This window comes from Nocardia sp. NPDC051321, from assembly GCF_044455225.1.
Lineage (GTDB): Bacteria > Actinomycetota > Actinomycetes > Mycobacteriales > Mycobacteriaceae > Nocardia.
Genome location: NZ_JBITEM010000011.1, coordinates 339,652 through 362,864, shown reverse-complemented (window position 1 = coordinate 362,864; position 23,213 = coordinate 339,652). Strand labels below are relative to the sequence as shown.

Below are 23,213 nucleotides of genomic sequence, written 5' to 3'. Positions count from 1 at the left end.
TACCGCCCCTCCGCCAACGCACCGATCCTAAACTTGCTACAAGACAACGTAATTGAATTAACGCCTAGCCACCCTCGCCCCGTTCGCGGGTCAATTCCGTGTAGACCCGCAGCCCCTCGGCGATCTTTCCCGCGGCATTCTCGAGCTGCTCGGGCGGCAGGTACTTGCCGAACGCGGCCGCGTCCAGCAGCTGGTCGCGGACCTGTTCGAGGTTCATCCTGGCCCAGTCCTGGCGAGAAAGTGGAGACACGGCTCGAACAATACCTCGAGTCGAACGCATGTTCGAGACGTGTCAACAATCAGGCTTGCGAACCGGGGACGTCGCTACGGTCGCGGATCTCGGTGACGATCGCCGAGAAGTCCCGCCCGCCGGACGACTCGTTGAACCGGTTGTAGATCTCCGCCGCGAGCAGACCGAGCTGGCCGTCGATCCCGTTCTCGCGCAACGCGTTTGCGGCCAGCCCCAGATCCTTGTTCATCAGCGCGGTGGCGAAGCCGGGCTGGTAGTCGTTGTTCGCGGGGCTGGTCGGCACCGGTCCCGGGACCGGGCAGTAGGTGGTCAGCGCCCAGCTCTGGCCCGAGGCGGTGGAGACGACGTCGAAGAACGACTGGTGGGTCAACCCCAGCTTTTCGCCGAGGACCAGAGCTTCGGAGAGACCGATCATCGAGATGCCGAGCAGCATGTTGTTGCAGATCTTGGCGGCCTGGCCGACGCCGGAGCCGCCGCAGTGCACCACCTTGCCGCCCATGACCTCGAGCAACGGCAGCGCGTCGGCGAAGTCCTCGGCGCCGCCGCCGACCATGAAGGTCAGCGTGCCCGCCGCCGCGCCTGCGACACCACCGGACACCGGAGCGTCCAACGCGCGGTGGCCCGCGCCGATGGCGAGCACCGCGGCCGACTTGGCGTCGGCGACGTCGATGGTGGAACAGTCGATGAACAGGGTGCCCGGCTTGGCGGCGGGGAGCAGTTCGGCGTACACATCCAAGACGAGTTTTCCGTTGGGCAGCATGGTGATCACGACACCGGCGTCGGCCGCCTCGACGGCCGTGCTCACCACGGTGGCGCCGTCCTTGATGGCCTGTTCCTGCGCGGCGGGCACCGGATCGTAGGCCAGCACTTCATATCCGGCCTTGACAAGGTTCGCCGCCATCGGCGCACCCATGTGGCCGAGTCCGAGGAATCCGATCTTCTCAGTCATTGCTCACCAAACCCAGTTCCTGCTCGCCCAATTCGGCGAAGTATGCGTCGACCTGCGCGGTGGTGACGTCGGCGAGGGTCGCCGGTGCCCACCGCGGCTTGCGGTCCTTATCGATTACCTGCGCGCGGATGCCTTCCACCAGATCGGCCGAGGACAGCGCGGCGATGGAGACCCGGTATTCCTCGTTCAGCACCGTCTCCAGGTCCGGCGCGGCGCGCGCCGAACGCAACGACCGTAACGCGACCTTCAGCGCGACAGGCGATTTCGCCAGAATGTCGGCGGCGGCCGCGGCCGCCTCCGGTGCATCGTGTGCCTGCAGCCCGGCGAGGATCTCCTCGACCGTCTCCGCGCGGTAGCACGCGTCGATCCAGTCCCGCTGCGCGAGCAGCCCGGATTGCGGTGCGTCCGTGGCGAATTTGGCGATCGCGACCTCGACGGACTCGGTGCGCAGCGTATCCAGCAGTCCCGGAAGGTGTTCGGTGGCGACGAAGTGGTCGGCGAAGCCTGCCGCGATGGCGTCGCCCGCGGTCATCCTGGCCGTGGTCAGCGCGACGTGCGTGCCGACCTCGCCTGGACTGCGCGCGAGCAGGTAGGTGCCGCCGACATCCGGGACGAAGCCGATGCCCACCTCGGGCATGCCGATCTTGGACCGCTCGGTGACGATCCGGTGGCTGCCGTGGCCGGACAGGCCGACGCCGCCGCCCATCACGATGCCGTCCATCACCACGAGGTAGGGCTTCGGGTAGCGGCCGATCAGCGCGTTGAGGACGTACTCGTCCCGCCAGAACCGGCCGGTCGGCGAATCCGCGCCGGTCGCACCGCCGGTCGCGTCGGTGTAGATCGCGACGATGTCGCCGCCCGCGCACAGGCCGCGCTCCCCCGCACCGGTGACGACGACGGTGCGCACCTCGTCGTCGTCCACCCAGGCCCGCAGCGCGTCGGTAATGGCAAGTGCCATCGGATGATTCAGCGCGTTGATGGCCTTGGGCCGGTTCAACGTGATGAGCCCGAGCCCGTGCTGCTTCTCGATCAGGACTTCCGGTTCCGTCATGCCGCTCCTACCACCGCGCGGGCGACGACCACCCGCATGATTTCGTTGGTGCCTTCGAGGATCTGGTGCACCCGCAGATCCCGGACGATCTTCTCCAGGCCGTATTCGGCCAGGTAACCGTAGCCGCCGTGCAGTTGCAGCGCCTTGTTCGCGACCTCGAAGCCCGCGTCGGTCGCGAATCGCTTTGCCATGGCGCACAACTCGACCTTGTCCGGCGCGTCGGCGTCGAGCGCCGCCGCGGCCCGCCACAGCAGGGTGCGGGCGGCCTCCAATTCGGTACGCATATCGGCGAGTTCGAACCGCAGCGCCTCGTTCTTCAGCAGCGGCTTGCCGAATGCCTTGCGCTGTGCCAGATACGGCACCGTCTTGTCCAACGCCGCCTGAGCGCCGCCGACCGAGCACGCGGCGATGTTCAGCCGCCCACCGTTGAGGCCGTTCATCGCGATGCGGAAGCCATCACCCTCCGCGCCGAGCAGATTCGCCGCGGGCAGCCTGGCGTCCTCGAAGATCACCTGACGGGTCGGCTGCGCGTGCCAGCCCATCTTTCTTTCGTTGGCGCCGAACGAGAGTCCCGGCGTGTCGGCGGGCACGATGAACGCCGAAACGCCGCCCGGGCCCGCCGCTCCGGTGCGCGCCATCACCACGTAGACGTCGGTGGCGCCCGCGCCGGAGATGAATTGCTTTGTGCCGTTGAAGATGTAGTCGTCCCCGTCACGAACGGCCTTGGTGCTCAGCGCCGCCGCGTCCGACCCGGCTCCTGGCTCGGTCAGCGCGTAACTGGCCAGCAGCTCCATCGAGGTCAGGTTCGGCAGCCAGCGGGTGCGTTGCGCGGCATCGCCGTAGCTGTCGATCATCCAGGTCGCCATGTTGTGAATGGAGATGTAGGCCGCGATGGCCGGGCACCCGGTGGCGAGCTGCTCGAAGATGCGCACGGCGTCGAGCCTGCGCAGGCCCGAACCGCCTACGTCCTCCTGGACGTAGATGCCGCCGAGGCCGAGCGGGCCTGCCTTGCGCAGCACGTCGACCGGAAAGTGTTTCTGCTCATCCCATTCCAGGGCGTTCGGGGCGAGGAACTCGTCGGCGAATCCGCGCGCGGTGTCGCGGATCGCCTGCTCGTCTTCGTCGAGGATGAACATCGATTAATCCATGGTCGGGATGACGAACGCATTGCTTTCCTTCATTCCCGAAGGCCAGCGCTGCGTGATGGTCTTGGTCTTGGTGTAGAAGCGGAACGAGTCCGGGCCGTGCTGGTTCAGGTCGCCGAAGCCGGAGCGCTTCCAGCCGCCGAAGGTGTAGTACGCGATCGGCACCGGGATCGGCACGTTGATGCCGACCATGCCGACCTGCACGCGGGCCGCGAAGTCGCGGGCGGTGTCGCCGTCGCGGGTGAAAATCGCGACGCCGTTGCCGTATTCGTGCTCGTTTGCCAGCCGCAGGCCCTCTTCGTAGTCCTTGGCGCGGACCACGGTCAGCACCGGACCGAAGATCTCTTCCCGGTAGATCCGCATCTCCGGGGTGACCTTGTCGAAAAGCGTTGCGCCGACGAAGTATCCGTCCTCGCCGCCGGGGACGGTCACGCCGCGACCGTCGATCACCAGCTCGGCCCCCTCATCGATGCCGATCTGGACGTAGTTGTTCACCCGGTCCACGCCGTCTTTACCGACGAGTGGGCCATAGTCGGCGCCGGGATCGTCGGAGCGGCCGATGTTGAGCTTCGCCACCCGCTCGGTGAGCTTGGCCAGCAGGCGATCCGCGGTCTCCTCGCCGACCGGAACGGCCACCGAGATGGCCATGCAGCGCTCGCCAGCGGAACCGTAACCGGCGCCGATCAATTGGTCGGCGACATCGTCGAGGTCGGCATCCGGCATGACGATCGCGTGGTTCTTCGCGCCGCCGAAGCACTGGGCGCGCTTGCCGTTCGCGGTCGCGGTCTCGTAGATGTACTGGGCGATCGGGGTGGACCCGACGAAGCCGACGGCCTTGACCCTCGGGTCGTGCAGCAGCGCGTCGACGGCAACCTTGTCGCCGTTGACGACGTTGAACACACCCGGCGGCAGGCCCGCCTCGAGGAACAGCTCGGCCAGCCGCAGCGGCACCGACGGGTCACGCTCGGAGGGCTTGAGCACGAACGCGTTTCCGGTGGCCAGCGCCGGGCCCGCCTTCCACAGCGGGATCATGGCCGGGAAGTTGAACGGGGTGATGCCCGCGACGACGCCGAGCGGCTGGCGCATCGAGTAGACGTCGATGCCGGTGCCCGCGCTCTCGGTGTACTCACCCTTGAGCAGGTGGGGTGCGCCGACGGCGAACTCGATCACCTCGAGGCCGCGCTGGATATCGCCCCGCGCGTCGGCGATGGTCTTGCCGTGCTCCGAAGAGAGCAGTGCCGCAAGCGAATCCATCTCGTCCTGCACCAGCGTCAGGAAGCGCATCAGCACCCGGGCCCGCTTCTGCGGGTTGAACGCGGCCCACACCGGCTGCGCCGCTTCGGCATTGGCGATGACGGCCTCGACCTCGGCCTTGCTTGCCAACGGCACACGCGCCTGCACCTGACCGAGATTCGGATCGAAGACGTCACCGAAGTTGCCGGAGGCGCCCGCGACGTGTTGCCCGCCGATGAAGTGAGTGAGTTCGCGAACCATGCCAGTCCTGTTCTGGTAGCCGACCAAGACACCGCAACGCGGTATGCGGTCATCCTATAGTTGGACGTCCATGTATATCGGGAGTGTGAGCTAAACCACCATCCCGCGACGCCCCCGGTCCGCCGGTTTCGCCCCCCTATCAGCGGATATGCACCGATCTCGATGAGGGTCCGCCCGCACCGCCATGACCGTCTCGAACTGAGCTTCGGTCAGCACACCTTGCTCGACCAGCTTCCACACCGACCGCTGGTGTGCCGCCTTCCGTCATCTCCGGCCGGCCTTGGCCGACCGGACATCTACGATCCGCCGAGCGCGGGTCAGGATTCGGGGCCGAGCTCGACGACGGCACCGGGGTGGGCCAGCGACGCGACGGTGATGTGGCCACCCTTGGCCTGGTCGATGATCTGGCCCTGCCAAGCGACGAAGCAGGAGGCGGCTTCGCTGTTGTAGACGTTGGTGAGGATAGGGGCCAGTACCTTGGCGAGTTCGCCCTCGGCCGCGATCAGCTGATCACGGTAGGGACCGTAATACGGCAGGATCGCCTGCAGGACAACCGCTTCCACGCCTTGAACCTGGGTGATGAACGGATCGATCGCAGGCTGGTACTTGGCGAGTACCGGCGCGATCTCGGCCAGCACCGGGCCCGCCAGTTGCAGGATGGGCTGATAGACGGAGCCGAGCGCGAAGGCTTCCGAGGAGAACGGGCCCGCCAACGGGGCGAGTCCGATCAGCGAGGCGAGACCGCCCTGCTGCTTCGGCGCGGGCCAGCCCAGGGGGCACGCGGGCTGCGCGGCCAGGGGTGCGGCGGCGAACGGGTTGGCGCCGCCCGCGCCGCCGAGCGGAACGGAGCTGTTCGGCGCGCCGCCGCCGAGCGGGACGGAGCTGTTCGGAGCGCCCGCGCCCAAGGGGACAGCACCGCCGGGCGCACCGGCATTCGGCGCGGCCGGAGCGCCGGCACCCGGGTTGATGGCGACCAAGACAGGCGCACCACCCGAACCGAGCGGAACCGAGGCAGCAGGTGCCGCGCCACCGGGCGCGGGTGCGGCCGGAGCGGCCGCAGGCGGCGCGGGGGTATCTGCCGGAGCCGCGGGGGCGGCGACCCGTGCGGCGGCGGCAGGCTGTTCCTGGGTGATCACCACGCTGGTGACGTCGTCGTCCTGGCGCACCGTCAATGCGGTGACCGCGACCGCGCTGCCGATGACCGTCAGCGCGGCCACCGCGCGGATGGCACTGGCGAGCGCAGGCCGGGTCGTCGTGCGAGAACTCATCGGACCGTACTCCTTCTGCTGTCTATTTGACCGGGGCCGCAGGCGAATTGGGCGCGGCGGCGGCTGGTTCGAACAAGCCCTCCAGGTGCCAGACGCCGGTGAAGCCGTTGAACGGCCCGCCGACGATGAGGCTGGTCCACTGCAGGGTGAACTTGCGGGTCTTCGAGCCGTAAGTGCCGGTGGCGGAGGGTCCTTGGGCGGCGTCGGGGGTCGGCTTGTCGAACCACTGCTTGGCGACCCAGTCCCACACCTTCTGCACCTGTTCGGCGCCGGCCACCTGAGCGTCCTGCTTCTCCGGTGGCTTCGGCGCGCCCTGGTTGAACTCCTGGTCGTTCCAGGAGGCCGCCCAGGACGACACGTCCGCGGTCAACTTGCCGCCGTCGTTGATCACCGCGGGCGGCGGCACCCGGCGCTGGGTCTGCGGGTCCACCGGGTTGGTGGAGATGCCGAATTCGACGGCGAAGAACCTGGTCGGCTTGGTGATCGACGCGGAAAGCGAATTCCCTTGCGCGAAACCGGGGTTCGGCTCGCTCTGGTATCCGCCGATGCGCAGGCCACCCGCCGTGCCCGGCTCGAGCAAGGTGGTGGAGCCGCCCTGCGCGGGGGAATCGCCGTTGGGCATGTAGGGGCCCTTCTCCGGCGTGCCGCCCGGCTGCACCATCCGGAACCAGGTACCGGCGACGCTGTCGCCCGACACCGAACCCGGGGTGAACCGCAGCAAGCCGACCAGCGGCTCCGGCCCGTTCGAGGCGGGCGTGTCGTCGCCGCCGGAACAGCCGGACACCACCAGCGCCAGCACGGCCAGCACGGTGGCCGCGATCATCTTTCGTGGACTCATACCGGCTCCCCTCCTACTACGTTCGGCCAGGCGGATCGTTCGACTGCGCCGCGGTGTCATTTCCGCGCACCGCCAGGCGATTTCGCGTCGCGTATTGCCGCGCCCCGCGCCAATACGCGGCTCGGCAATCGGAGCCCCTCCACCGTGGCGGCCAGGACGAAGATGCCCGGCACCAGATAGAAAAAGCCGAGTCCGCGAAACGCACCGAAACCGAGGGGGCGCGTCGACTCGTTCAGCGCGACAACGGCATCGAAGTTGCGCACGTTGTCGTTCATCGCACCGATCAGCGCGGCGAAGCGCGAAGTCATCGGCTGCCACCGGGTTTCGAGGGTGGTGATGCCCGTGAGGTCGGCCTCCGGGTGCGCGACGCGGACGGCGGCGGTGTACCGGCTGTTGAGTTCACCGTCGGCCGCGACGAGAGTGACGAAGTAGCCCTGCAGTTTTCGGACCTCGTCGTGGGTGAGGATCGGGCGCAGGTCGTTGATCAGCGGTTGCGCCGCGGTCGAGGCGGTGAACAACCCGCCGAGCAGCGGCACCGCGATCAGCCCGAGCGCGGCGAGCCCCGCGACCGACCGCCAGACCACCGCCTGCTTGCCTGCCTGCGCGCGCCGGTAGCCGAGCACACCGGCGCCGACGAGTACCGCGCCGGGCAGCGCGAACAACCACGGCAAGGTGCCGAAAGGTGGTACCTCGGCCAGCTTTTGGTAATTCTGCCGATTGTCGTCGATCGCGCCGATCATCCCGGACATGTGATAGTTGATCTCCGGGTAATCGCGGACGAACTGGTCGACGCGGTCGAAGCTGCCCGGCTGCTGTCCGTTCTGCCGCAGCGTCAGCACGTTCGTCCGCGCGTCGTCGAGTACTTGAAGGTCGTGCCGATACCCGTCGATGCTCGACCGCGTCATATACGGCTCGAACGCGTCGATCATCGCCTCGCCCTTGACCGCTCGCGGAAACATGCCGGTGACGATCGGGGCGAGGACCAGGATCGCGCCGAGCGCGATGATCAGCACGAACGGCCACCGCTTCAACGGCCGCGGTGGCGCGGGCTCCGGATTCGAGACGAACTCCGAATAGGTGGGCAGCCCCGACACGGTTGTCACTGCCGTTGCCGACGGACGATCCGGTCCGCGTTGAAGAACACCCCTGCCGCCGCGACCGCGACGACCAGCAGCGTCGGCACCACCCACGCCGGAGTGTGCCGTCCGCGCGGCACCTCGACCGTCTTGGAAGCGAGCACGGGATCGGCGTGCACGGGCTGGTTTTGGGCCACCGGCACTGCGGCGGGAACGGCTGCCGCGGGCGCACCGGGCGCAGGTGCCACCGGGGCCGGAGCAGCGGGTGCGGGCGCGGCCTGGGCAGGTGCCGCGGGCGCTTGCGCGATCGGCGCGGCCGCCGGTGCGGCCTGGGGCACGCCGCCGCCACGGTACTGACCGGCCAGATGCCACAGCCCGGTGAAGTTGTTGAACGGGCCGCCGACGATCTGACTCGTCCACTCGATCACGAAATTGCCCGAGCCGTCGATGGTGCCGCGCACCGGGCTGGTCTTGCCGGGCAGCCCACCGCCCGGTTTCGGCGCGCCCTGGTTGAACACCTGGTTGTTCCAGGTGACCCCGAGGCTGCTGAGGTCGCCGGACAGCTGGCCGCCGTCGGAGTACACCTCGGGCACCGAGGTCCCGCCGCCGGTCTGCGGATCGGTCGGATTGGTCGCGGTGGCGAAATCGACGCCGTAGAAGCGGACCGGCGTGGTGACCCGGCCCGACCGCGCGTTGCCCGCGCCGTCGAAGGCCGCGGCGGGCTGCGGCTGATAACTGCCGCTGACCAGGCCGCCGTCGCTGCCCGCGGACAGCGTGGTCACCGTCTGATCGCTGCACGCCGAGTCGCTGTTCGCCAGGTAGGGGCCGCCCGCGTCGCCGGTCGGCAGGATCATCCGGAAGAAGCTGCCGGTCACCGCACCGCCGGAGCAGACGCCGGGCGACAGCGCGAACAGGCCGTTCAGCGGCGCGGGTTCGGCGTGCGCGAACGGCGCCGCGAACGTCGACAGGCCGAGGGCGGCTACCGCGGCGGTGAGCCGATAAGAGTTCCGTCCCATGGGTCGTCCTTTTGGTGGATTTGTGCGGATGGATATCGGATTTAGGGCATCGCGTCCCATCGGAACTCGAGCCTGGACCGGTTGTCGCCATTTGCATTCACGATGAGCGGAACCTCGATGGGCGGCTTTCCTGAATTGACCGGGCGGGTGCCGCCTGGCGCTGTGATCGGCATCACCGTAGGATTAGTTTGACGTCCTAGTATCGGGCGCCCACTGGATATCGCCGGAGGAAACCGTGGCTGACAAGAGCGCGCTGCACACGCCGATCAACCCCGTTCGCTTCGTGACCGCCGCGGCCCTGTTCGACGGGCACGACGCGGCGATCAACATCATGCGGCGCATCCTGCAGGCGCAGGGCGCGGAGGTGATCCACCTCGGCCATAATCGCTCGGTCAGCGAGGTGGTCGACGCGGTGCTCACCGAGGACGCACAGGGCGTTGCGGTCAGTTCGTATCAGGGCGGGCATGTCGAATACTTCGAATATCTCGCCGACGCGCTGAAAAAGGCCGGGGCTGAGCACGTTCGGATATTCGGCGGTGGCGGCGGCGTTATCGTCGCCGAGGAAATCGCGCGGCTCGCCGCCGCCGGGGTGACCATCTTCTCCCCCGAGGACGGACAACGACTCGGGTTGCCCGGCATGATCAATCAGCTGATCCAGGCCTGCGACGTCGACCTCGCCACCGAGCCGCCGGTACTGGAGGCCGTGCTCGCCGGTGAACGCCCCGCCCTGGCCCGCGCCATCACCTGCATTCAGCAGGACGCGCTGTCCGACAACGACCGGCAGGCGTTAACGCAGGCCGCCGCCGCGCGCACGGTCCCGGTGCTCGGCATCACCGGTACCGGCGGCTCCGGAAAGTCCTCGCTCACCGACGAATTGGTGCGCAGGCTGCGATCGGACCAGCAGGACAAGCCGCGCGTCGCGATTATCGCGGTGGACCCGACCCGGCGCCGCGGCGGCGGTGCGCTGCTCGGCGACCGCATCCGGATGAACGCACTCGACGGCCAGCACATCTTCTTCCGTTCGCTGGCCACCAGGGGCGGGCGCGAACTGCCGAACAATATCGAGCTGATCGTGACCGCCTGCAAGGCAGCGGGTTACGACCTGGTGATACTGGAGACGCCGGGCATCGGGCAGGGCGACGCCGCGGTCACCGATCACGTCGACGTGTCGATGTATGTGATGACGCCGGAATTCGGGGCCGCCTCCCAGCTGGAGAAGATCGACATGCTGGATTTCGCGGATGTGGTGGCGATCAACAAGTTCGAGCGCCGTGGCGCCGCCGACGCGCTGCGTGACGTGTCCCGTCAGCTGATCCGCAATCGGGCGGAGTTCACCGCCCCGCCCGAGGACATGCCCGTCTTCGGCACGAGCGCGGCGACGTTCAACGACGACGGTGTCACCGCGCTGTATCAGCACCTGGCCGGGCTGCTCGCCGAGCACGGCCTGCGGTTGGAGCAGGGCACGCTACCCCGGGTGAACACCCGCACCTCGACCCGATTCGCGCAGATCATTCCGCCCGCGCGGGTGCGCTACCTGGCCGAGATCGCACAGACCGTGCGCGACTATCACGCGGTGACGGCCGCGCAAATCGTTGCGGCGCAACGGGTCCAGCGGGTCGAGCAGGTGGCCGCGGAACTGCCGGCGGACGAGGCGGTCGCCGAGCTGGCGGGCCAGGCCAGGGCCGCACTGACCGCCGAGAACGCGGCACTGCTCGCCGAATGGCCCGCGCTCGCCGCGACCTACCGTGGTGACGAGCAGGTGGTGCGGGTACGCGACCGCGAGATCCGCACGCCGCTGCGCCGGGAAACACTGTCCGGCAACTCGATTCCGCGCGTCGCGCTGCCCCGGTTCACCGATCACGGTGAGCTGCTTCGCTTCCTGCGCGCGGAGAACCTGCCGGGCCGCTTCCCGTTCACCGCGGGCGTCTTCCCGTTCAAGCGTGACAACGAGGATCCGGCCAGGATGTTCGCCGGTGAGGGCGACCCGTTCCGCACCAATCGGCGCTTCAAGGTGCTCAGCGAATACGCCGACGCCAAAAGGCTGTCCACCGCGTTCGACTCGGTGACCCTCTACGGTCACGATCCCGCCGAGCGCCCCGATATTTACGGCAAGGTCGGCACCTCCGGCGTCTCGATCGCCTCGCTCGACGACATGAAGGCGCTGTACGACGGTTTCGATCTGACCGCGCCGACGACCTCGGTGTCGATGACCATCAACGGGCCCGCCCCCACCATCCTGGCCTATTTCTTGAATACCGCGATGGACCAAGCGCTGGAACGTTTTTCGTCCGACGAAGGACGGGAGCCGACCGCCGACGAGACCGCCGATATCCGCGCGAAGACCTTGGCGACGGTGCGCGGCACCGTGCAGGCCGACATCCTCAAGGAGGATCAGGGGCAAAACACCTGCATCTTCTCCACCGAATTCAGCCTGCGCATGATGGCCGATATCCAGGAGTGGTTCGTGCGCAATGGCGTTCGCAATTTCTACTCGGTCTCGATTTCGGGATATCACATCGCCGAGGCCGGCGCGAACCCGATCAGCCAGCTCGCCTTCACCCTCAGCAACGGATTCACCTATGTGGAGGCCTATCTCGCGCGTGGCATGCGGATCGACGACTTCGCCCCCAACCTGTCGTTCTTCTTCTCCAACGGCATGGACCCCGAATACTCGGTGATCGGCCGGGTGGCCCGGCGCATCTGGGCCGTCGCCATGCGAGATCGCTACGGCGCCAACGACCGTTCGCAGAAGCTGAAGTACCACGTGCAGACCTCCGGTCGCTCGCTACACGCACAGGAGATGAACTTCAACGACATTCGCACCACACTGCAGGCGCTCATCGCCATCTACGACAACTGCAACAGCCTGCACACCAACGCCTACGACGAGGCGGTGACCACCCCCACCGAGGAATCGGTGCGCCGCGCGCTGGCCATCCAGCTGATCATCAACCGCGAGTGGGGCCTGGCGATGAACGAAAACCCGTTGCAGGGCAGTTTTCTCATCGACGAGCTCACCGATCTGGTGGAGGAGGCGGTGCTGGCCGAGTTCGACCGGCTCAGCGAACGCGGCGGCGTGCTCGGCGCGATGGAAACCGGGTACCAGCGCGGCAAGATCCAGGACGAGTCCATCCGCTACGAGCACCGCAAGCACGACGGCTCGCTGCCCATCGTCGGCGTCAACACCTTCCGCAACCCGCACGGCGAGCCGAAGCACGACATCGAACTGGCTCGCGGCACCGAGGCGGAAAAACAGTCCCAGCTGACCCGCGTCCGTGAATTCCAGCACCGGCACCGCGACCCCGCGCACGACGCCCTCGCCCGCCTCGAGGCCGTCGCCCGCACCGACGACAACATCTTCGAGGTCCTGATGGACGCCGCCCGAGTCTGCACCCTGCAACAGATCACCGACACCTTCTTCACCGTCGGTGGCCAATACCGCCGCAATGTGTGAGCTGAACGCTCAGCAGATGCACGCTGAGCGGTGCCTCGGTTCGGGGAATCGGAGAATCTGAACGAACAAAGCTGGTGGCGTGTGACAATCGCCGGGTCAAGGCCATCGGCGCGGTTGGGACGGCGGACATGGAGCTATCGGGTATTCGGATCGTCGACGCACATATCCACCAGTGGGATCCGTTCACCACCCCACGGGTGTTCAGCGGGACGGCGAAGTTGCTCAGGGCGCTGCCGCTGCCGATCGATCTGGCCAAACGGGTGGCGCCGCGCCGAGATCGCGAATTCACCGGGGACCCTACGGCTTTCAGCTGCCCGTACCTGCCTGCGGATTATCGGGCCGACGCCGGTGCCGAGCCGATCGACACGGTCGTGCACATCGAGGTCGGCTGGGTCGGCAAGGACGCGCTGGCCGAGGCCGACGAGACGGCGTGGGTGGCTCGATTGCCGTTCGGCGGCGACCATCCCGAGCTCGGCGCGATCCTCGGCTACGCGGATCCGGCGGCACCCGACTTCGCCGCGCTGCTCGACGCGCACCTCGCCGCCGCGCCGATGGTGCGCGGTATCCGTTCACACGCGGCGCACCATCCCGATCCTGATGTCCGGCCCTACACCGACCACGCGGGTGCGCTCGCCACGAAGGAATTTCTGAACGGGTTCGGCGAGCTTGCCGAGCGTGACCTGTCCTTCGAGGCATGGGTGTACTCGCACGCTCTGCCCGATGTGACGGCGCTGGCCGAGCGGTATCCGGAGGTGCCGATCGTGCTGAACCATCTCGCCACTCCGGCAGGCATTTTCGGCCCGATCGGCAAGCACACCGGCACCAATCCGAGCATGCGGCGCGCGCTGTTCCTGCGCTGGCGCGACGACCTGTCCGCACTCGCCGAACGACCGAATGTGGTCGCGAAGGTGAGCGGCCTGATGATGCCGGTCCTCGGTCACCCGGTGCCGCCGCGCGGCACCGCCACCCCGGTTCCGGTGCTGGTCGACCGCATTCACCCGCTCATCGAACACGCCGTCGACGTGTTCGGCGCGGACCGACTGATCTGGGGCTCGAATTTCCCGGTGGACAAACCGATCACCACCATCACCGGCAGCATCGAGGCGGTCGCCGCCTCGGTGACCGGGCACGGCGGCGGGCAGGCGGAGCTCGCGCACATCTTCCGGGATACCGCCAGGCGCGTGTATCGAATCGGCAACGCGGCAGCATGACGCCGAAAACCGTTATCCCGCAGGCGTAATGACCTCCGGCGGCAGGTACTGGGTGGCGAGCAGCGCACCGAGTCGGCAGGTGTGTTCGATGATGCGATCACCGTCGATGTCCATCGCGCCGGTGCGCCACGCGGTGAGCAGCTCGATGAAGCCGCCGATGCCGACGACGGTACTCATCCGGAACTCGAGCTCGTCGGCGTCCGGGCGCAGGTACGGCCGGGAAGTGACCACGAGCAGGTCGGTGGCCTCGGTGAGCATCGTTTTGCGACGTTGCTCGAGCACGGCGCTGCCCGCATGGTCGGCGAGCAGGATGCGGGCGCGCCCGTTGTCGTCGGATTGCAGGCGCACCGCGCGGGTCACCGCCGCGCGCAGGATATCCAGCGGGGGCAGCGCGAGGTGATCGGTGAAGATCGCGGTCAGGTCGGCGAACACCTCGGTGCAGACCACGTCCCACGCGGCGCCGAGCAGGTCGTCGCGGTCGGCGAAGTGCTCATAGAAGTAGCGGTCGTTGAGCGCGGTGCGCTGGCAGACGCCGCGCATGGTCACGGCCGCCCAGCCGTTCTCGATCCAGCTGTCGAGGGCCGCGTCGATCAGCCGCGCGCGGCGTTCGGCGCGCCGCTCCTCGGTGGTGCGGCCGCCCCAGGTCCGGGCCGGTACGCGCAGGCTCATGGTTGACAAAGTACTCCGCCGCGCGCCTAATTGGTGGCATGTGCGGCCAATTACCGATCGGCCGCGCTCGGCACCGGGTCGACACCGCCGTCTACGCCGCGGACACGGCCCATGACGCACGGGGCGGTGGCATGAGTAGCAACGCAATCGATCACGAGGTGATCATCGTCGGGGCGGGGTTCGCCGGTATCGGGGCCGCGATCAAGTTGCGGGAGGCCGGATTCGACGATTTCCTGATCGTCGACGAGGCCGACGGCGTCGGCGGCACCTGGCACTGGAACACCTATCCCGGTATCGCCGTTGACATTCCGTCGTTCAGCTATCAGTTCTCCTTCGAGCAGCGCGCCAGCTGGTCGCGGACCTACGCGCCCGGCCGGGAATTGAAGGCGTATGCCGAATCGTGCGTGGACAAATACCAGCTGCGACCGCGAATCCGGTTCGATACCAACATCACCGAGGCCGAGTTCGACGAGGACGGCTGCCACTGGCGGCTGCACACGGCCGACGGTGGCGAGCTCACCGCACGCTTCGTCATCAGCGCCACCGGGGTGCTGACCCGGCCCAAGCTGCCCGAGATCCCGGGCGTCGGGGACTTCGCCGGGGTCACCATGCACACCTCCCGCTGGGACCATCAACAGGACCTGCGCGGCAAGCGGGTCGCCATCATCGGCACGGGAGCGTCTGCGGTGCAGGTGATTCCGGAGACCGCGCCCGAGGTCGAGCAGCTCGTCGTCTTCCAGCGCACGCCGATCTGGTGCCTGCCCCGGCTGGACCTGCCGCTGCCCAAGCCGGTGCAGTGGGCGCTGCGGATACCCGGCGCGCGGTCGCTGACCCGGCTGATCAGCCAGACGTATGTGGAGATCACCTTCCCGATCGCCGCGCACTATTACCAGAGTCTGCCGACGGCCACACTCGGCGAGCGTGCCGGTCTCGCGCATCTGCGCAGCCAGGTGCATGATCCGGCGATTCGCGAAAAGCTCACGCCGCGTTACGCTTTGGGCTGCAAGCGGCCCAGCTTCTCGAACGACTATCTCGCCACGTTCAACCGCGACAATGTCGTGCTGGAGACCGACCCGATCGAGCAGATCACCAGCACCGGCGTGCGCACCGCCAGCGGCACCGAATACCCGGTCGACATCCTGGTTTTGGCGACCGGCTTCAAGGTGATGGAGTCCGGCAACATGCCGACCTACGACCTGCGCGGCATCGGCGGCCTCGATCTGGAGAAGTGGTGGGACGAGAACCGGCTGCAAGCCTATGAGGGCGTGAGCGTGCCCGGCTTCCCGAACTTCTTCTCGATCATCGGCCCGTACGGTTACAACGGCTCGTCCTACTTCGCGCTGATCGAGAACCAGACCAGGCACATCCTGCGCTGCCTGCGGCACGCCCGCGCGGGCAACGCGACGGTGGTCGAGGTGACCCGCGAGGCCAACGACCGCTTCTTCCAGGAGATGCTCGACCGCCGCGGCGGACAGGTGTTCTGGCAGGACAGCTGCGCCGCATCCAACAGCTACTACTTCGACAAGCACGGCGACGTGCCACTTCGCCCGTCGACCACGGTCGAGGCAGCTTGGCGCAGTGGACACTTCGACCTGACCGACTACCGGTTCGCAACGTCGGCATAACAGCGGCGAAGGTAAGCGCGCCCTCGAACGATTCCATCGCTACGTAGATCCCGGTCCCTGCGAGTGGCACCGGCGCACTGGCCGGTATCACCGGCACGGGTGGACTCAGCGTGGACGAGGATGGTAGCCACCACATCTGGTTCGACTACGAACTCGGCTGAGCACCGCCGGGGAAGGCCGCCGCGAGCTGCTGGGTGAGGGTTTGCCGTGCGGTGGCCAAGGACGGGCCGTACCAGGTGAGGCTGCGGCCCTCGACGAGCGCCACCGGGGTTCCCGGAAATGCGTCGGGGCCATCGGTTCTGGTGAAGACGTAGGGCTCGTCGGGCAGGACGGCGAGCTCGATACCGGTGGTCAATTCCCGCTCGGTGAGGCGGGGATAGCGGTCCGGGCGGTCGGCGTGCACGAGGTGCAGGCCGAGGCGCCCGGCCAGGTCGCCGGTGAAGGTGTCGCGGCCCACCACCATCCACGGATGGCGCCAGATCGGGATCACCGCGTTGCGGGACGGCGGCGGCGGTGCCGCCCAGACGGATTCGGCCTCGGCGAGCCACGGCGGGACGGGGACGCCGAGGGCAACGGTGAACAGGCGCGTCAGCGAGGCGAGCGCCTCGTCCACCGTCTCGATTCTGGTGACCCACACCGGAATTCCGGCCGCACGAAGGCGATCGACATCGATGCGCCGGTTCTCCTCCATGTTGCACAACACCAGATCGGGCGCGAGTTCGATGATGCGGCGCACCTGCGGGTTCTTGGTGCCGCGCACGCGTTCGACAGCGAGATCGGCCGGCTGCGTGCACCACTCGGTCGCGGCGACCAAGACGTGCGGACACGTCACGGCGACGGCCTCGGTCAACGAGGGCACCAGCGACACCACCCGTCGAGGTGGCGCCGCGAGCCGGACAGCGACGCCGAGATCGTCGCTGCAGCTCATCGGACCGGACGCCGGCCACGAACTATTGCCTGCCACGTCTACCAGCCTAGGCACGGCCCGGGCGCTGCCCGAAGTTCGGTGCAAGGGCAGCGGCTGGGCAACCCTCGGGCAGTTCCCGGGCGGGTCCCGCGCGCGCAGACTTAATGAGGCATCCGGTGTCGGGAAGTCCCGGTCCCTGTGTCACCGGACCTGATCCCGCCCCGAAAAGTCCGGAGACTACCGCAAGCCCCGACGCCGGATGCTCACCAAGCTCGATCAGGCCTCGAACATGCGATACAGCGCGGTGAGGTCGCGCAGGCCCGCCGCGGCGATCGGCTCTTCGGCCGAGGTCATTCGCATCGCCTTGCGCAACAGCAGCGGGTCGAGATCATCCGGTGCGGGCCGGAATTCGATCTTCGGTAGGTCCGGCAGCTCGGCATCGTCGCCGTACGGATCGGCGGAGTCGGTGGACTGCGGTTCGCGTTCGATGCCGCCGATGAGCGTGTCCAGGTCAAGGCCACGCAGCGTGAGGATCTCCCTGGGGCGCTCGTCCAGCCGTTCGGCAAGCAGGTAGCAGACCGCGGCCACGTGTTTACACGGCCACCCCGGGTCGGGGCAGGTGCAGGTGAAATCCAGGTCGGCGGCCGTGGTCGGCAGCAGCAGCGGGCCGAGCGCGGTCGGCAGCGCGCCGGACGCGATCTCGGCGAGCATGCCGGGCGCGTCGCGGATCGTCTCGATGAGTAGCTCGAGCTCCTCCTCCCGCAGCGGCCGGACGGTGAACACGGCGGTGAACGGACGCGGTTGACTGCCTTGCACTTCCGCGGTCACCGAGCCGGGCTCGATCCGGTAGCTGACCACCTGCCCGGCCCGCGCGTAGGTGCGCCCGCGCGACAGGCGCCCGGCGTCGGCCATCTGCTCGATCGCTTCCAGCAGCGCCTTGCCCCACCAGGTGCGTCCGAAACCGCCACGGCGACTGCGTGCCTCGACTCCGCCGCGCACCGGACGGCGCTTGCCGTACTCGTTGTAGTCGATGTAGGGACTCATTCGCCGACCGCCTCCGCGCCGAGCGTGAACAGCTCACGCAGGTCGTCGGTGCTCATCTCGGTAATCCAGTTCTCCCCCGCGCCGACGGCCAGATCGGCGAGTTGCCGTTTACCGTTGATCATTTCGTCGATCCGCTCTTCGATGGTGTCGACGCAGACCAGCTTGCGCACCTGGACATTGCGCTGCTGCCCGATCCGGTACGCGCGGTCGGTGGCCTGATTCTCCACCGCCGGATTCCACCAACGGTCAAGGTGCACCACATGATTGGCGGCGGTGAGGTTGAGTCCGGTGCCACCGGCCTTGAGCGACAACAACATCAGCGGCGGACCGTCCGGCTCCTGGAACCGGGTGACCATGCTGTCGCGACGCTGCTTGGGCACCCCACCGTGCAGGAACGGGACCTCCGAGCCGAACCGCTCGACCAGGTAGGGCGCGATGAGCTCGCCGAACTCGCGGAACTGGGTGAACAGCAACGCCTTCTCGCCGTCCGCGAGCACCGCGTCGAGCACGTCCTCCACCAGCGCCAGCTTGCCCGAGCGGTGGCCGCCGCGGTGCAGCACCGTGGAGCCGTCGCCGAGAAAGTGCGCCGGATGGTTGCACACCTGCTTGAGCCTGGTCAGCGCGCTGAGCACAGCGCCCTTGCGGGCCATGCCTTTCGCGTCCTTGATCTTGGCCAGCATGTCGTCGACCACCGCCTGATACAGCGCGGCCTGCTCGACGGTCAGGTTGGCGCGCACCGTCATCTCCAGCTTGTCCGGCAGGTCGGTGATCACCGCGGGGTCGGTCTTCACCCGGCGCAGCACGAACGGCTGGGTGATCATCCGCAGCCTGCTGATCGCGTTCTCGTCCCGCTCGCGTTCGATGGGCACGGCGAAGCGGGCGCGGAACGTCTGCGGGCTGCCGAGCACCTTCGGCACCGCGAAATCCATGATCGAGCGCAGCTCCTCCAGGCGGTTCTCCACCGGAGTTCCGGTGAGCGCCAGCCGATGTCGCGCGGGCAGGCCGCGGGCCGCGCGGGACTGCCTGGTGGCGGCGTTCTTGATGTGCTGTGCCTCGTCGAGCACGATCCGGTCCCACGTTTGCCGCTTCAGCTCGTCGAGATCGCGGGCGAGCAGCGAGTACGTGGTGATCACCAAGTCCGCCTCGGCTACTGCCGCATCGAGTTCGTCGCCGGAGCGCCTGCCGACCCCGTGATGCACCCACACCCGCAGGTCCGGCGCGAAACGCTCGGTCTCGCGTTGCCAGTTGCCGACGACCGACATCGGGCACACCAGCAGCGTTGGGCCCGGCATGCCGTCCAGCCGAGCGCCGTCCGGGCCGTCCTGCCGGACAATGCTCTCCTCCGACGCTCCGGCTGTCTTGCGACGCCGCCGCGCATCGAGCGAAATCACTTCCGCGCCTTCGGCACTCGCAGCTACCGGCGCAGGGGCGCGACGTGTCGCCTTGCCCTTGTTCGCCCGCGAGCCCTTGCCCGCGTGCGCACTCGCCGCTGCCTCACGTTCGTGCACCAGCAGCGCGAGCACCTGGACCGTCTTGCCGAGGCCCATGTCGTCGGCCAGGATCGCGCCGAAACCCATGCGGCTCATGGTCGCCAGCCAGGCGAGGCCGCGTTCCTGATAGGGGCGCAGCTGTGCCTTAAGGCCGGCCGGCGCGGTGATCGGTTCGAGCTCGCGAGTCCGGTCCAGGATGTCGGCGGCCCAGCCGGTGGCGGTGACCTCGGTGACCGGCACCTGTTCGACGCGGCCGCCGGCGAGTTCGCCGATCAGGTCGGCGAAGGTGATCTCGGAGGTGTCGGTGTGCGCGGCGACGTAGCGGGCGGCCGCGGCGAGCACCTTGTGATCGGCCTGCACCCACTCGCCGCGCAGCTGCACCAGGTCGGATTTGCTGCTGACCAGCCGTGCCATCTCGGCCTTGGTCAGGATGGTGTCGCCGAGCGCGAGTTCCCAGCGGTAGGAGACGAGTCCCGGCATGCCGACGGTACTTTCGGCGGCGGGCACCGCGCTCTCCACGCGCAGCCGCATGGTCGGGGCGCTGACGCTCCAGGCGCGCGGCAGCAGCAGGCGCACGCCGGAGGCCTGCAGGGCGTGCGCGCCGTGCTCGACCAGATCGACGACCACCTCGGTCGGCAGCAGCAGGTCCATCGAGCGTGGATCGCTCGGCAGATCGCGCAGCCGAGGGTATGCCCGCTGCGCCTCACCCAGCTTCTCCACCGCGATCCGCAGCAGGTTCGGATCAGCGTGCAGCAGCACGGGATTCGGCGCCTCGCCGTCGACCCGCAGGCACACCTCCAGGCGCCACAGCGCGACCGACTCGTCGGCGGTGCCGAGTTCGCCGTCCGGTTCGAGCAGGCGCAGCACCAGTTCCGGCTCGTCACCGGTCAGGGTGGCGCGCCAATGCTCCAAAGTCTCGGCGACCCGGTAGCTGCCCGCATCGAGGGCGACATCGCGGATGAGCGCGTCCACCAGCGGGTGCGCCGAGTCCGGCGGGTCGATCAGTGCCCGCGCGATCGGGTCGGTGAGTTCGGTGACCAGGTCGTCGAGCAGCGCGTTCGGCCTGCCCGCCACCTGCAGCGCGGCGGGCATGGCCACGGCCAGCTCGGCCAGCCAGGCGCGCTGCCGCTCGCCGCCGACCAGTCGCCAGCGCACCCACCACTGACCGTCGGCCCGGTGCACTTCCGGCACGATCCGGCCGGCCCGCGCCCAGCGCTCCACCCCATGCGCGACATGCGCGAGGAAGCGCAGATCGCCCGACACCGCCTCAGCCGGAAGTCGCTGCCGCAGCGCCGCGGCGGCGGCCGCCGGAGCCATCGCGTGCGCGCGAACCTGCTCGGTGTCCGCGCCGTCCGGGCCGATGACCAGTACGTCGGCCCGGTGCCGGAATTTGGACGCGCTCAATACGCTGCCCAACGGGTCGGGCAACGCAGCGAGGGGTGCGTCGTGCCAGAGCAGCAACCCGGATCCCGGCGACCACAGACCGTGCAGCATCAACCCATCCAAGCAGGTGGGTCCGACAGCGATCCACGCGCGGCGGTCCCGCTTCGCTGGATTTCTGGGCCTGGCCGGAACATACTTGGATATCCGCTGGTCAACGGAGGCAATCATGACGATTCTGCTCCAAGTTCTCGAGCAGAGCTTCACGCCGACGACGCCGTGGGAACGGCGCAAATTCACCTTCATCAACGCCGAGAAGATCGTCGGTATGCGGCTCGACGGTCAGTCCGGCGTGTGGCTCGACCTGTCCCGCCCCGGTGAATCACAGCGCCTGGCCAGAACCCTCGACTCGCACGACGCCATCGCCTTCCTGCTCGCCACCTTCGCCAAGCTCGCCGAGTGTGAGGAACGCGGCGGCTCGTGGCTGATCGGGCACGACGGCGCGAACGCCGAGTCGATTTCGGCCACTCGGTTCCCGCCGAGGGCAAGCGAGGTCGCCGATGACGACCTGCTCGCGCGGGCCTGGTTGTGAGGGTTGTGTCGCCGCGCTGCTGACAACTGCTCGTGTTTCGGGTTCAACGAATGTCGGTCCCTCCGTGTATCTCTGGCGCCATGGACATTCGGCGTTGGGTCGTTGGCGGGCTCGTCACGCTGTGCGCCGCCGGGTGCGGTCAGCTCGGCGTTACCCCGGTGGCACCCGCGCCGGGTAGTCCGACCCGGGTCGAGTTGGCGCGACTACTGGCCGGTGTGCGCGTGGTGCCGGATCGGCCGCATCCCGGCGGTTACGACAGAGGTTGCAAGGCGGGGCAGGGTTGTGTGTTCGGGCCCGCGTGGACCGACGACAACGATGGGCCGGGCGGACACGATGGCTGCGATACCCGCAACAACGTGCTGGCCAAGCAACTCGCCGGGGTGAGTTTCCGGGCGGGGACGCGTGATTGCGTGGTCGTCGGCGGCACGTTGAACGATCCGTACACCGGCAAGCGGATCCCGTTCAAGAAGGCCGACGCCAACGATGTGCAGATCGACCACGTGTATCCGCTGGCCGCCGCCTGGGATCTGGGCGCGGCAGGCTGGCCGCCCGAGCGGCGCGTCCGCTTCGCCAACGACCTCGATTTCACCCTGCTCGCCACCGACGGGCGCACCAACGAGGCCAAAGGTGACAAGACCCCTGCCGAATGGCTGCCACCCGCACGCGCTAACCATTGTTTCTATGCGGGCAAGTACCTCACCGTTGCCGCGCAATACGAGCTACCGCTGACCGAAGCGGACAGTGCGGTGTTGCAAGGGGTGGCGCGCACGTGCCCCTGAGCGTCAAGGTCCCACGACAAGGTCGCATGCCACCGGTCTACCTGTCGACCGAGCAGCCCCCGATCAGCTGCCGGTCGCGACAGGCCGCTTCGGGTCGTTGGACCACTGCGACCAGGACCCCGGGTAGAGAGCCGCATCGATACCGACGACGGCCAGAGCGGCCACCTGGTGGGCGGCGGTGACGCCGGAACCGCAGTAGACCGCGACCGGTTCGGCGGTGAATCCGGCGAAGCGGTCCCGCAATTCGGCCGGGGCCCGGAAACGCCCGCTGGCATCGAGGTTTTCGGCGGTGGGGGCGCTGATCGCGCCGGGGATGTGCCCGGCCCTCGGGTCGATCGGCTCGATCTCGCCGCGGTAGCGCTCGCCCGCGCGGGCATCGAGCAGCACGCCACGCCAGCGAGCCGCCGCGTCCGCGTCGATGACCTTCAGATGGCCGGGGCTCAGTTCGACGTCGCCGGGCTCCGGATCGGGCTCGGTACCGGTGGCGAGTTCGCCGCCTGCGTTCGTCCAGCCGGGCAGCCCGCCGTCGAGGATCCGCACGTCGGCGATGCCCGCCCAGCGCAGCAGCCACCAGGCGCGGGCTGCCGCCATGCCGCCGGTGGCGTCGTAGACGACCACCGGATCGGCGACGCGGATGCCCCAGCTGCGCGCGCATCGCTGCAGCTGCGCGATGTCGGGCAGCGGGTGCCTGCCGCGCGTGGGCGAGGGCGGCGCGGCCAGCTCGGTCTCCATGTCGACGAACACCGCGCCGGGGATGTGGCCGTCAAGATAGTGTTGCGGGCCGTCCGGGTCACCCAGCGACCATCGGACGTCCAGCAGGCGAACCCGCTTGTCCGACAATGTCTCCCGAAGCTCCACCGGCGAGATCAGTACCGCGCTCAACCCAGCTCCTAGTCCAGTAATCGCACCTTCGCGCACCGAATACTCCCTACCCTACGCATCTGAACTGGGCAATGTGGCTGCACCCCAGCGCTA

Annotated in this window: 20 protein-coding genes; 6 read left to right on the top strand and 14 right to left on the bottom strand. The window is 68.3% G+C overall.

Annotated elements, in window-relative coordinates; translation table 11 throughout:
• Nucleotides 1–64: 64 nt before the first annotated feature.
• From ACIA8C_RS27570 to ACIA8C_RS27530, 9 genes are all read right to left on the bottom strand, one after another.
• Entirely contained in the window at nucleotides 65–250 is a 186-nt protein-coding gene (locus ACIA8C_RS27570) for a DUF6374 family protein (RefSeq protein WP_397139550.1), read from the bottom strand.
• 49 nt (nucleotides 251–299) lie between these two features.
• Nucleotides 300–1,199 carry a 3-hydroxyisobutyrate dehydrogenase gene (gene mmsB / locus ACIA8C_RS27565; RefSeq protein WP_397139548.1) on the bottom strand — a complete coding sequence of 300 codons (900 nt, stop codon included), beginning with the start codon at nucleotides 1,197–1,199 and terminating at the stop codon, nucleotides 300–302.
• A complete protein-coding gene (locus tag ACIA8C_RS27560; RefSeq protein ID WP_397139546.1) occupies nucleotides 1,192–2,250 on the bottom strand; it encodes an enoyl-CoA hydratase/isomerase family protein in 1,059 nt (352 codons plus the stop codon). Before ACIA8C_RS27560 ends, mmsB begins: the two co-directional genes overlap by 8 nt.
• A complete protein-coding gene (locus tag ACIA8C_RS27555; RefSeq protein ID WP_397139544.1) occupies nucleotides 2,247–3,386 on the bottom strand; it encodes an acyl-CoA dehydrogenase family protein in 1,140 nt (379 codons plus the stop codon). The genes ACIA8C_RS27560 and ACIA8C_RS27555 overlap by 4 nt, the downstream gene beginning before the upstream one ends.
• A gap of 3 nt (nucleotides 3,387–3,389) precedes the next feature.
• On the bottom strand, nucleotides 3,390–4,889 hold the full coding sequence (locus tag ACIA8C_RS27550) for a CoA-acylating methylmalonate-semialdehyde dehydrogenase (RefSeq protein WP_397139543.1): 1,500 nt from the start codon (nucleotides 4,887–4,889) through the stop codon (nucleotides 3,390–3,392).
• Between the two features lie 317 nt (nucleotides 4,890–5,206).
• Nucleotides 5,207–6,157, bottom strand: a complete 951-nt coding sequence (locus ACIA8C_RS27545) for a hypothetical protein (RefSeq protein WP_397139541.1) — start codon at nucleotides 6,155–6,157, stop codon at nucleotides 5,207–5,209.
• A gap of 22 nt (nucleotides 6,158–6,179) precedes the next feature.
• Nucleotides 6,180–6,995: a hypothetical protein gene (locus ACIA8C_RS27540; RefSeq protein ID WP_397139539.1), complete on the bottom strand. Its 816-nt coding sequence runs from the start codon at nucleotides 6,993–6,995 to the stop codon at nucleotides 6,180–6,182.
• A 56-nt stretch (nucleotides 6,996–7,051) separates the two neighbouring features.
• Nucleotides 7,052–8,098 (bottom strand): hypothetical protein, encoded by a 1,047-nt coding sequence (locus tag ACIA8C_RS27535; RefSeq protein ID WP_397139537.1) that lies wholly within the window; start codon nucleotides 8,096–8,098, stop codon nucleotides 7,052–7,054.
• Nucleotides 8,095–9,087: a hypothetical protein gene (locus ACIA8C_RS27530; protein ID WP_397139535.1), complete on the bottom strand. Its 993-nt coding sequence runs from the start codon at nucleotides 9,085–9,087 to the stop codon at nucleotides 8,095–8,097. The genes ACIA8C_RS27535 and ACIA8C_RS27530 overlap by 4 nt, the downstream gene beginning before the upstream one ends.
• 235 nt (nucleotides 9,088–9,322) lie before the next feature.
• Here ACIA8C_RS27530 and icmF point away from each other — a divergent pair, with 235 nt between their 5' ends.
• Together icmF and ACIA8C_RS27520 are read left to right on the top strand one after the other, a co-directional pair.
• Nucleotides 9,323–12,541 carry a fused isobutyryl-CoA mutase/GTPase IcmF gene (gene icmF, locus ACIA8C_RS27525; protein WP_397139531.1) on the top strand — a complete coding sequence of 1,073 codons (3,219 nt, stop codon included), beginning with the start codon at nucleotides 9,323–9,325 and terminating at the stop codon, nucleotides 12,539–12,541.
• 74 nt (nucleotides 12,542–12,615) lie between these two features.
• Entirely contained in the window at nucleotides 12,616–13,752 is a 1,137-nt protein-coding gene (locus ACIA8C_RS27520) for an amidohydrolase family protein (protein ID WP_397139529.1), read from the top strand.
• Between the two features lie 12 nt (nucleotides 13,753–13,764).
• Here ACIA8C_RS27520 and ACIA8C_RS27515 read toward each other — a convergent pair whose 3' ends face one another.
• Complete coding sequence (locus ACIA8C_RS27515; protein ID WP_397139527.1) at nucleotides 13,765–14,421, bottom strand: TetR/AcrR family transcriptional regulator; 657 nt, start codon at nucleotides 14,419–14,421, stop codon at nucleotides 13,765–13,767.
• A 131-nt stretch (nucleotides 14,422–14,552) separates the two neighbouring features.
• Here ACIA8C_RS27515 and ACIA8C_RS27510 point away from each other — a divergent pair, with 131 nt between their 5' ends.
• Together ACIA8C_RS27510 and ACIA8C_RS27505 are read left to right on the top strand one after the other, a co-directional pair.
• Nucleotides 14,553–16,046: a flavin-containing monooxygenase gene (locus ACIA8C_RS27510; protein WP_397139525.1), complete on the top strand. Its 1,494-nt coding sequence runs from the start codon at nucleotides 14,553–14,555 to the stop codon at nucleotides 16,044–16,046.
• 47 nt (nucleotides 16,047–16,093) lie between these two features.
• Complete coding sequence (locus ACIA8C_RS27505; RefSeq protein ID WP_397139642.1) at nucleotides 16,094–16,207, top strand: DUF3224 domain-containing protein; 114 nt, start codon at nucleotides 16,094–16,096, stop codon at nucleotides 16,205–16,207.
• Here ACIA8C_RS27505 and ACIA8C_RS27500 read toward each other — a convergent pair.
• From ACIA8C_RS27500 to ACIA8C_RS27490, 3 genes are all read right to left on the bottom strand, one after another.
• A complete protein-coding gene (locus tag ACIA8C_RS27500) occupies nucleotides 16,192–17,010 on the bottom strand; it encodes a helical backbone metal receptor (protein WP_397139523.1) in 819 nt (272 codons plus the stop codon). The two genes, ACIA8C_RS27505 and ACIA8C_RS27500, sit on opposite strands and share 16 nt — an antisense overlap.
• 219 nt (nucleotides 17,011–17,229) lie before the next feature.
• Nucleotides 17,230–17,997 (bottom strand): SWIM zinc finger family protein, encoded by a 768-nt coding sequence (locus tag ACIA8C_RS27495; protein WP_397139521.1) that lies wholly within the window; start codon nucleotides 17,995–17,997, stop codon nucleotides 17,230–17,232.
• A complete protein-coding gene (locus tag ACIA8C_RS27490) occupies nucleotides 17,994–20,981 on the bottom strand; it encodes a DEAD/DEAH box helicase (protein ID WP_397139519.1) in 2,988 nt (995 codons plus the stop codon). Before ACIA8C_RS27490 ends, ACIA8C_RS27495 begins: the two co-directional genes overlap by 4 nt.
• A gap of 115 nt (nucleotides 20,982–21,096) precedes the next feature.
• On the opposite strand from ACIA8C_RS27490, the gene ACIA8C_RS27485 reads away from it, so the two are divergent.
• Both ACIA8C_RS27485 and ACIA8C_RS27480 read left to right on the top strand, forming a co-directional pair.
• On the top strand, nucleotides 21,097–21,459 hold the full coding sequence (locus ACIA8C_RS27485; RefSeq protein WP_379286355.1) for a hypothetical protein: 363 nt from the start codon (nucleotides 21,097–21,099) through the stop codon (nucleotides 21,457–21,459).
• 80 nt (nucleotides 21,460–21,539) lie between these two features.
• Nucleotides 21,540–22,238 carry an HNH endonuclease family protein gene (locus ACIA8C_RS27480; RefSeq protein WP_397139517.1) on the top strand — a complete coding sequence of 233 codons (699 nt, stop codon included), beginning with the start codon at nucleotides 21,540–21,542 and terminating at the stop codon, nucleotides 22,236–22,238.
• A 63-nt stretch (nucleotides 22,239–22,301) separates the two neighbouring features.
• On the opposite strand, the gene ACIA8C_RS27475 is transcribed toward ACIA8C_RS27480, so the two are convergent.
• Complete coding sequence (locus ACIA8C_RS27475) at nucleotides 22,302–23,108, bottom strand: sulfurtransferase (RefSeq protein ID WP_397139640.1); 807 nt, start codon at nucleotides 23,106–23,108, stop codon at nucleotides 22,302–22,304.
• Nucleotides 23,109–23,213 lie beyond the last annotated feature (105 nt).

Bases quoted from the DNA above. Each gene is read 5' to 3' on its own strand.
- mmsB (WP_397139548.1), bottom strand. From the start codon at position 1,199: ATGACTGAGAAGATCGGATTCCTCGGACTCGGCCACATGGGTGCGCCG.
- ACIA8C_RS27560 (WP_397139546.1), bottom strand. From the start codon at position 2,250: ATGACGGAACCGGAAGTCCTGATCGAGAAGCAGCACGGGCTCGGGCTC.
- ACIA8C_RS27555 (WP_397139544.1), bottom strand. From the start codon at position 3,386: ATGTTCATCCTCGACGAAGACGAGCAGGCGATCCGCGACACCGCGCGC.
- ACIA8C_RS27550 (WP_397139543.1), bottom strand. From the start codon at position 4,889: ATGGTTCGCGAACTCACTCACTTCATCGGCGGGCAACACGTCGCGGGC.
- ACIA8C_RS27545 (WP_397139541.1), bottom strand. From the start codon at position 6,157: ATGAGTTCTCGCACGACGACCCGGCCTGCGCTCGCCAGTGCCATCCGC.
- ACIA8C_RS27540 (WP_397139539.1), bottom strand. From the start codon at position 6,995: ATGAGTCCACGAAAGATGATCGCGGCCACCGTGCTGGCCGTGCTGGCG.
- ACIA8C_RS27530 (WP_397139535.1), bottom strand. From the start codon at position 9,087: ATGGGACGGAACTCTTATCGGCTCACCGCCGCGGTAGCCGCCCTCGGC.
- ACIA8C_RS27515 (WP_397139527.1), bottom strand. From the start codon at position 14,421: ATGAGCCTGCGCGTACCGGCCCGGACCTGGGGCGGCCGCACCACCGAG.
- ACIA8C_RS27510 (WP_397139525.1), top strand. From the start codon at position 14,553: ATGAGTAGCAACGCAATCGATCACGAGGTGATCATCGTCGGGGCGGGG.
- ACIA8C_RS27495 (WP_397139521.1), bottom strand. From the start codon at position 17,997: ATGAGTCCCTACATCGACTACAACGAGTACGGCAAGCGCCGTCCGGTG.
- ACIA8C_RS27490 (WP_397139519.1), bottom strand. From the start codon at position 20,981: ATGCTGCACGGTCTGTGGTCGCCGGGATCCGGGTTGCTGCTCTGGCAC.
- ACIA8C_RS27485 (WP_379286355.1), top strand. From the start codon at position 21,097: ATGACGATTCTGCTCCAAGTTCTCGAGCAGAGCTTCACGCCGACGACG.
- ACIA8C_RS27480 (WP_397139517.1), top strand. From the start codon at position 21,540: ATGGACATTCGGCGTTGGGTCGTTGGCGGGCTCGTCACGCTGTGCGCC.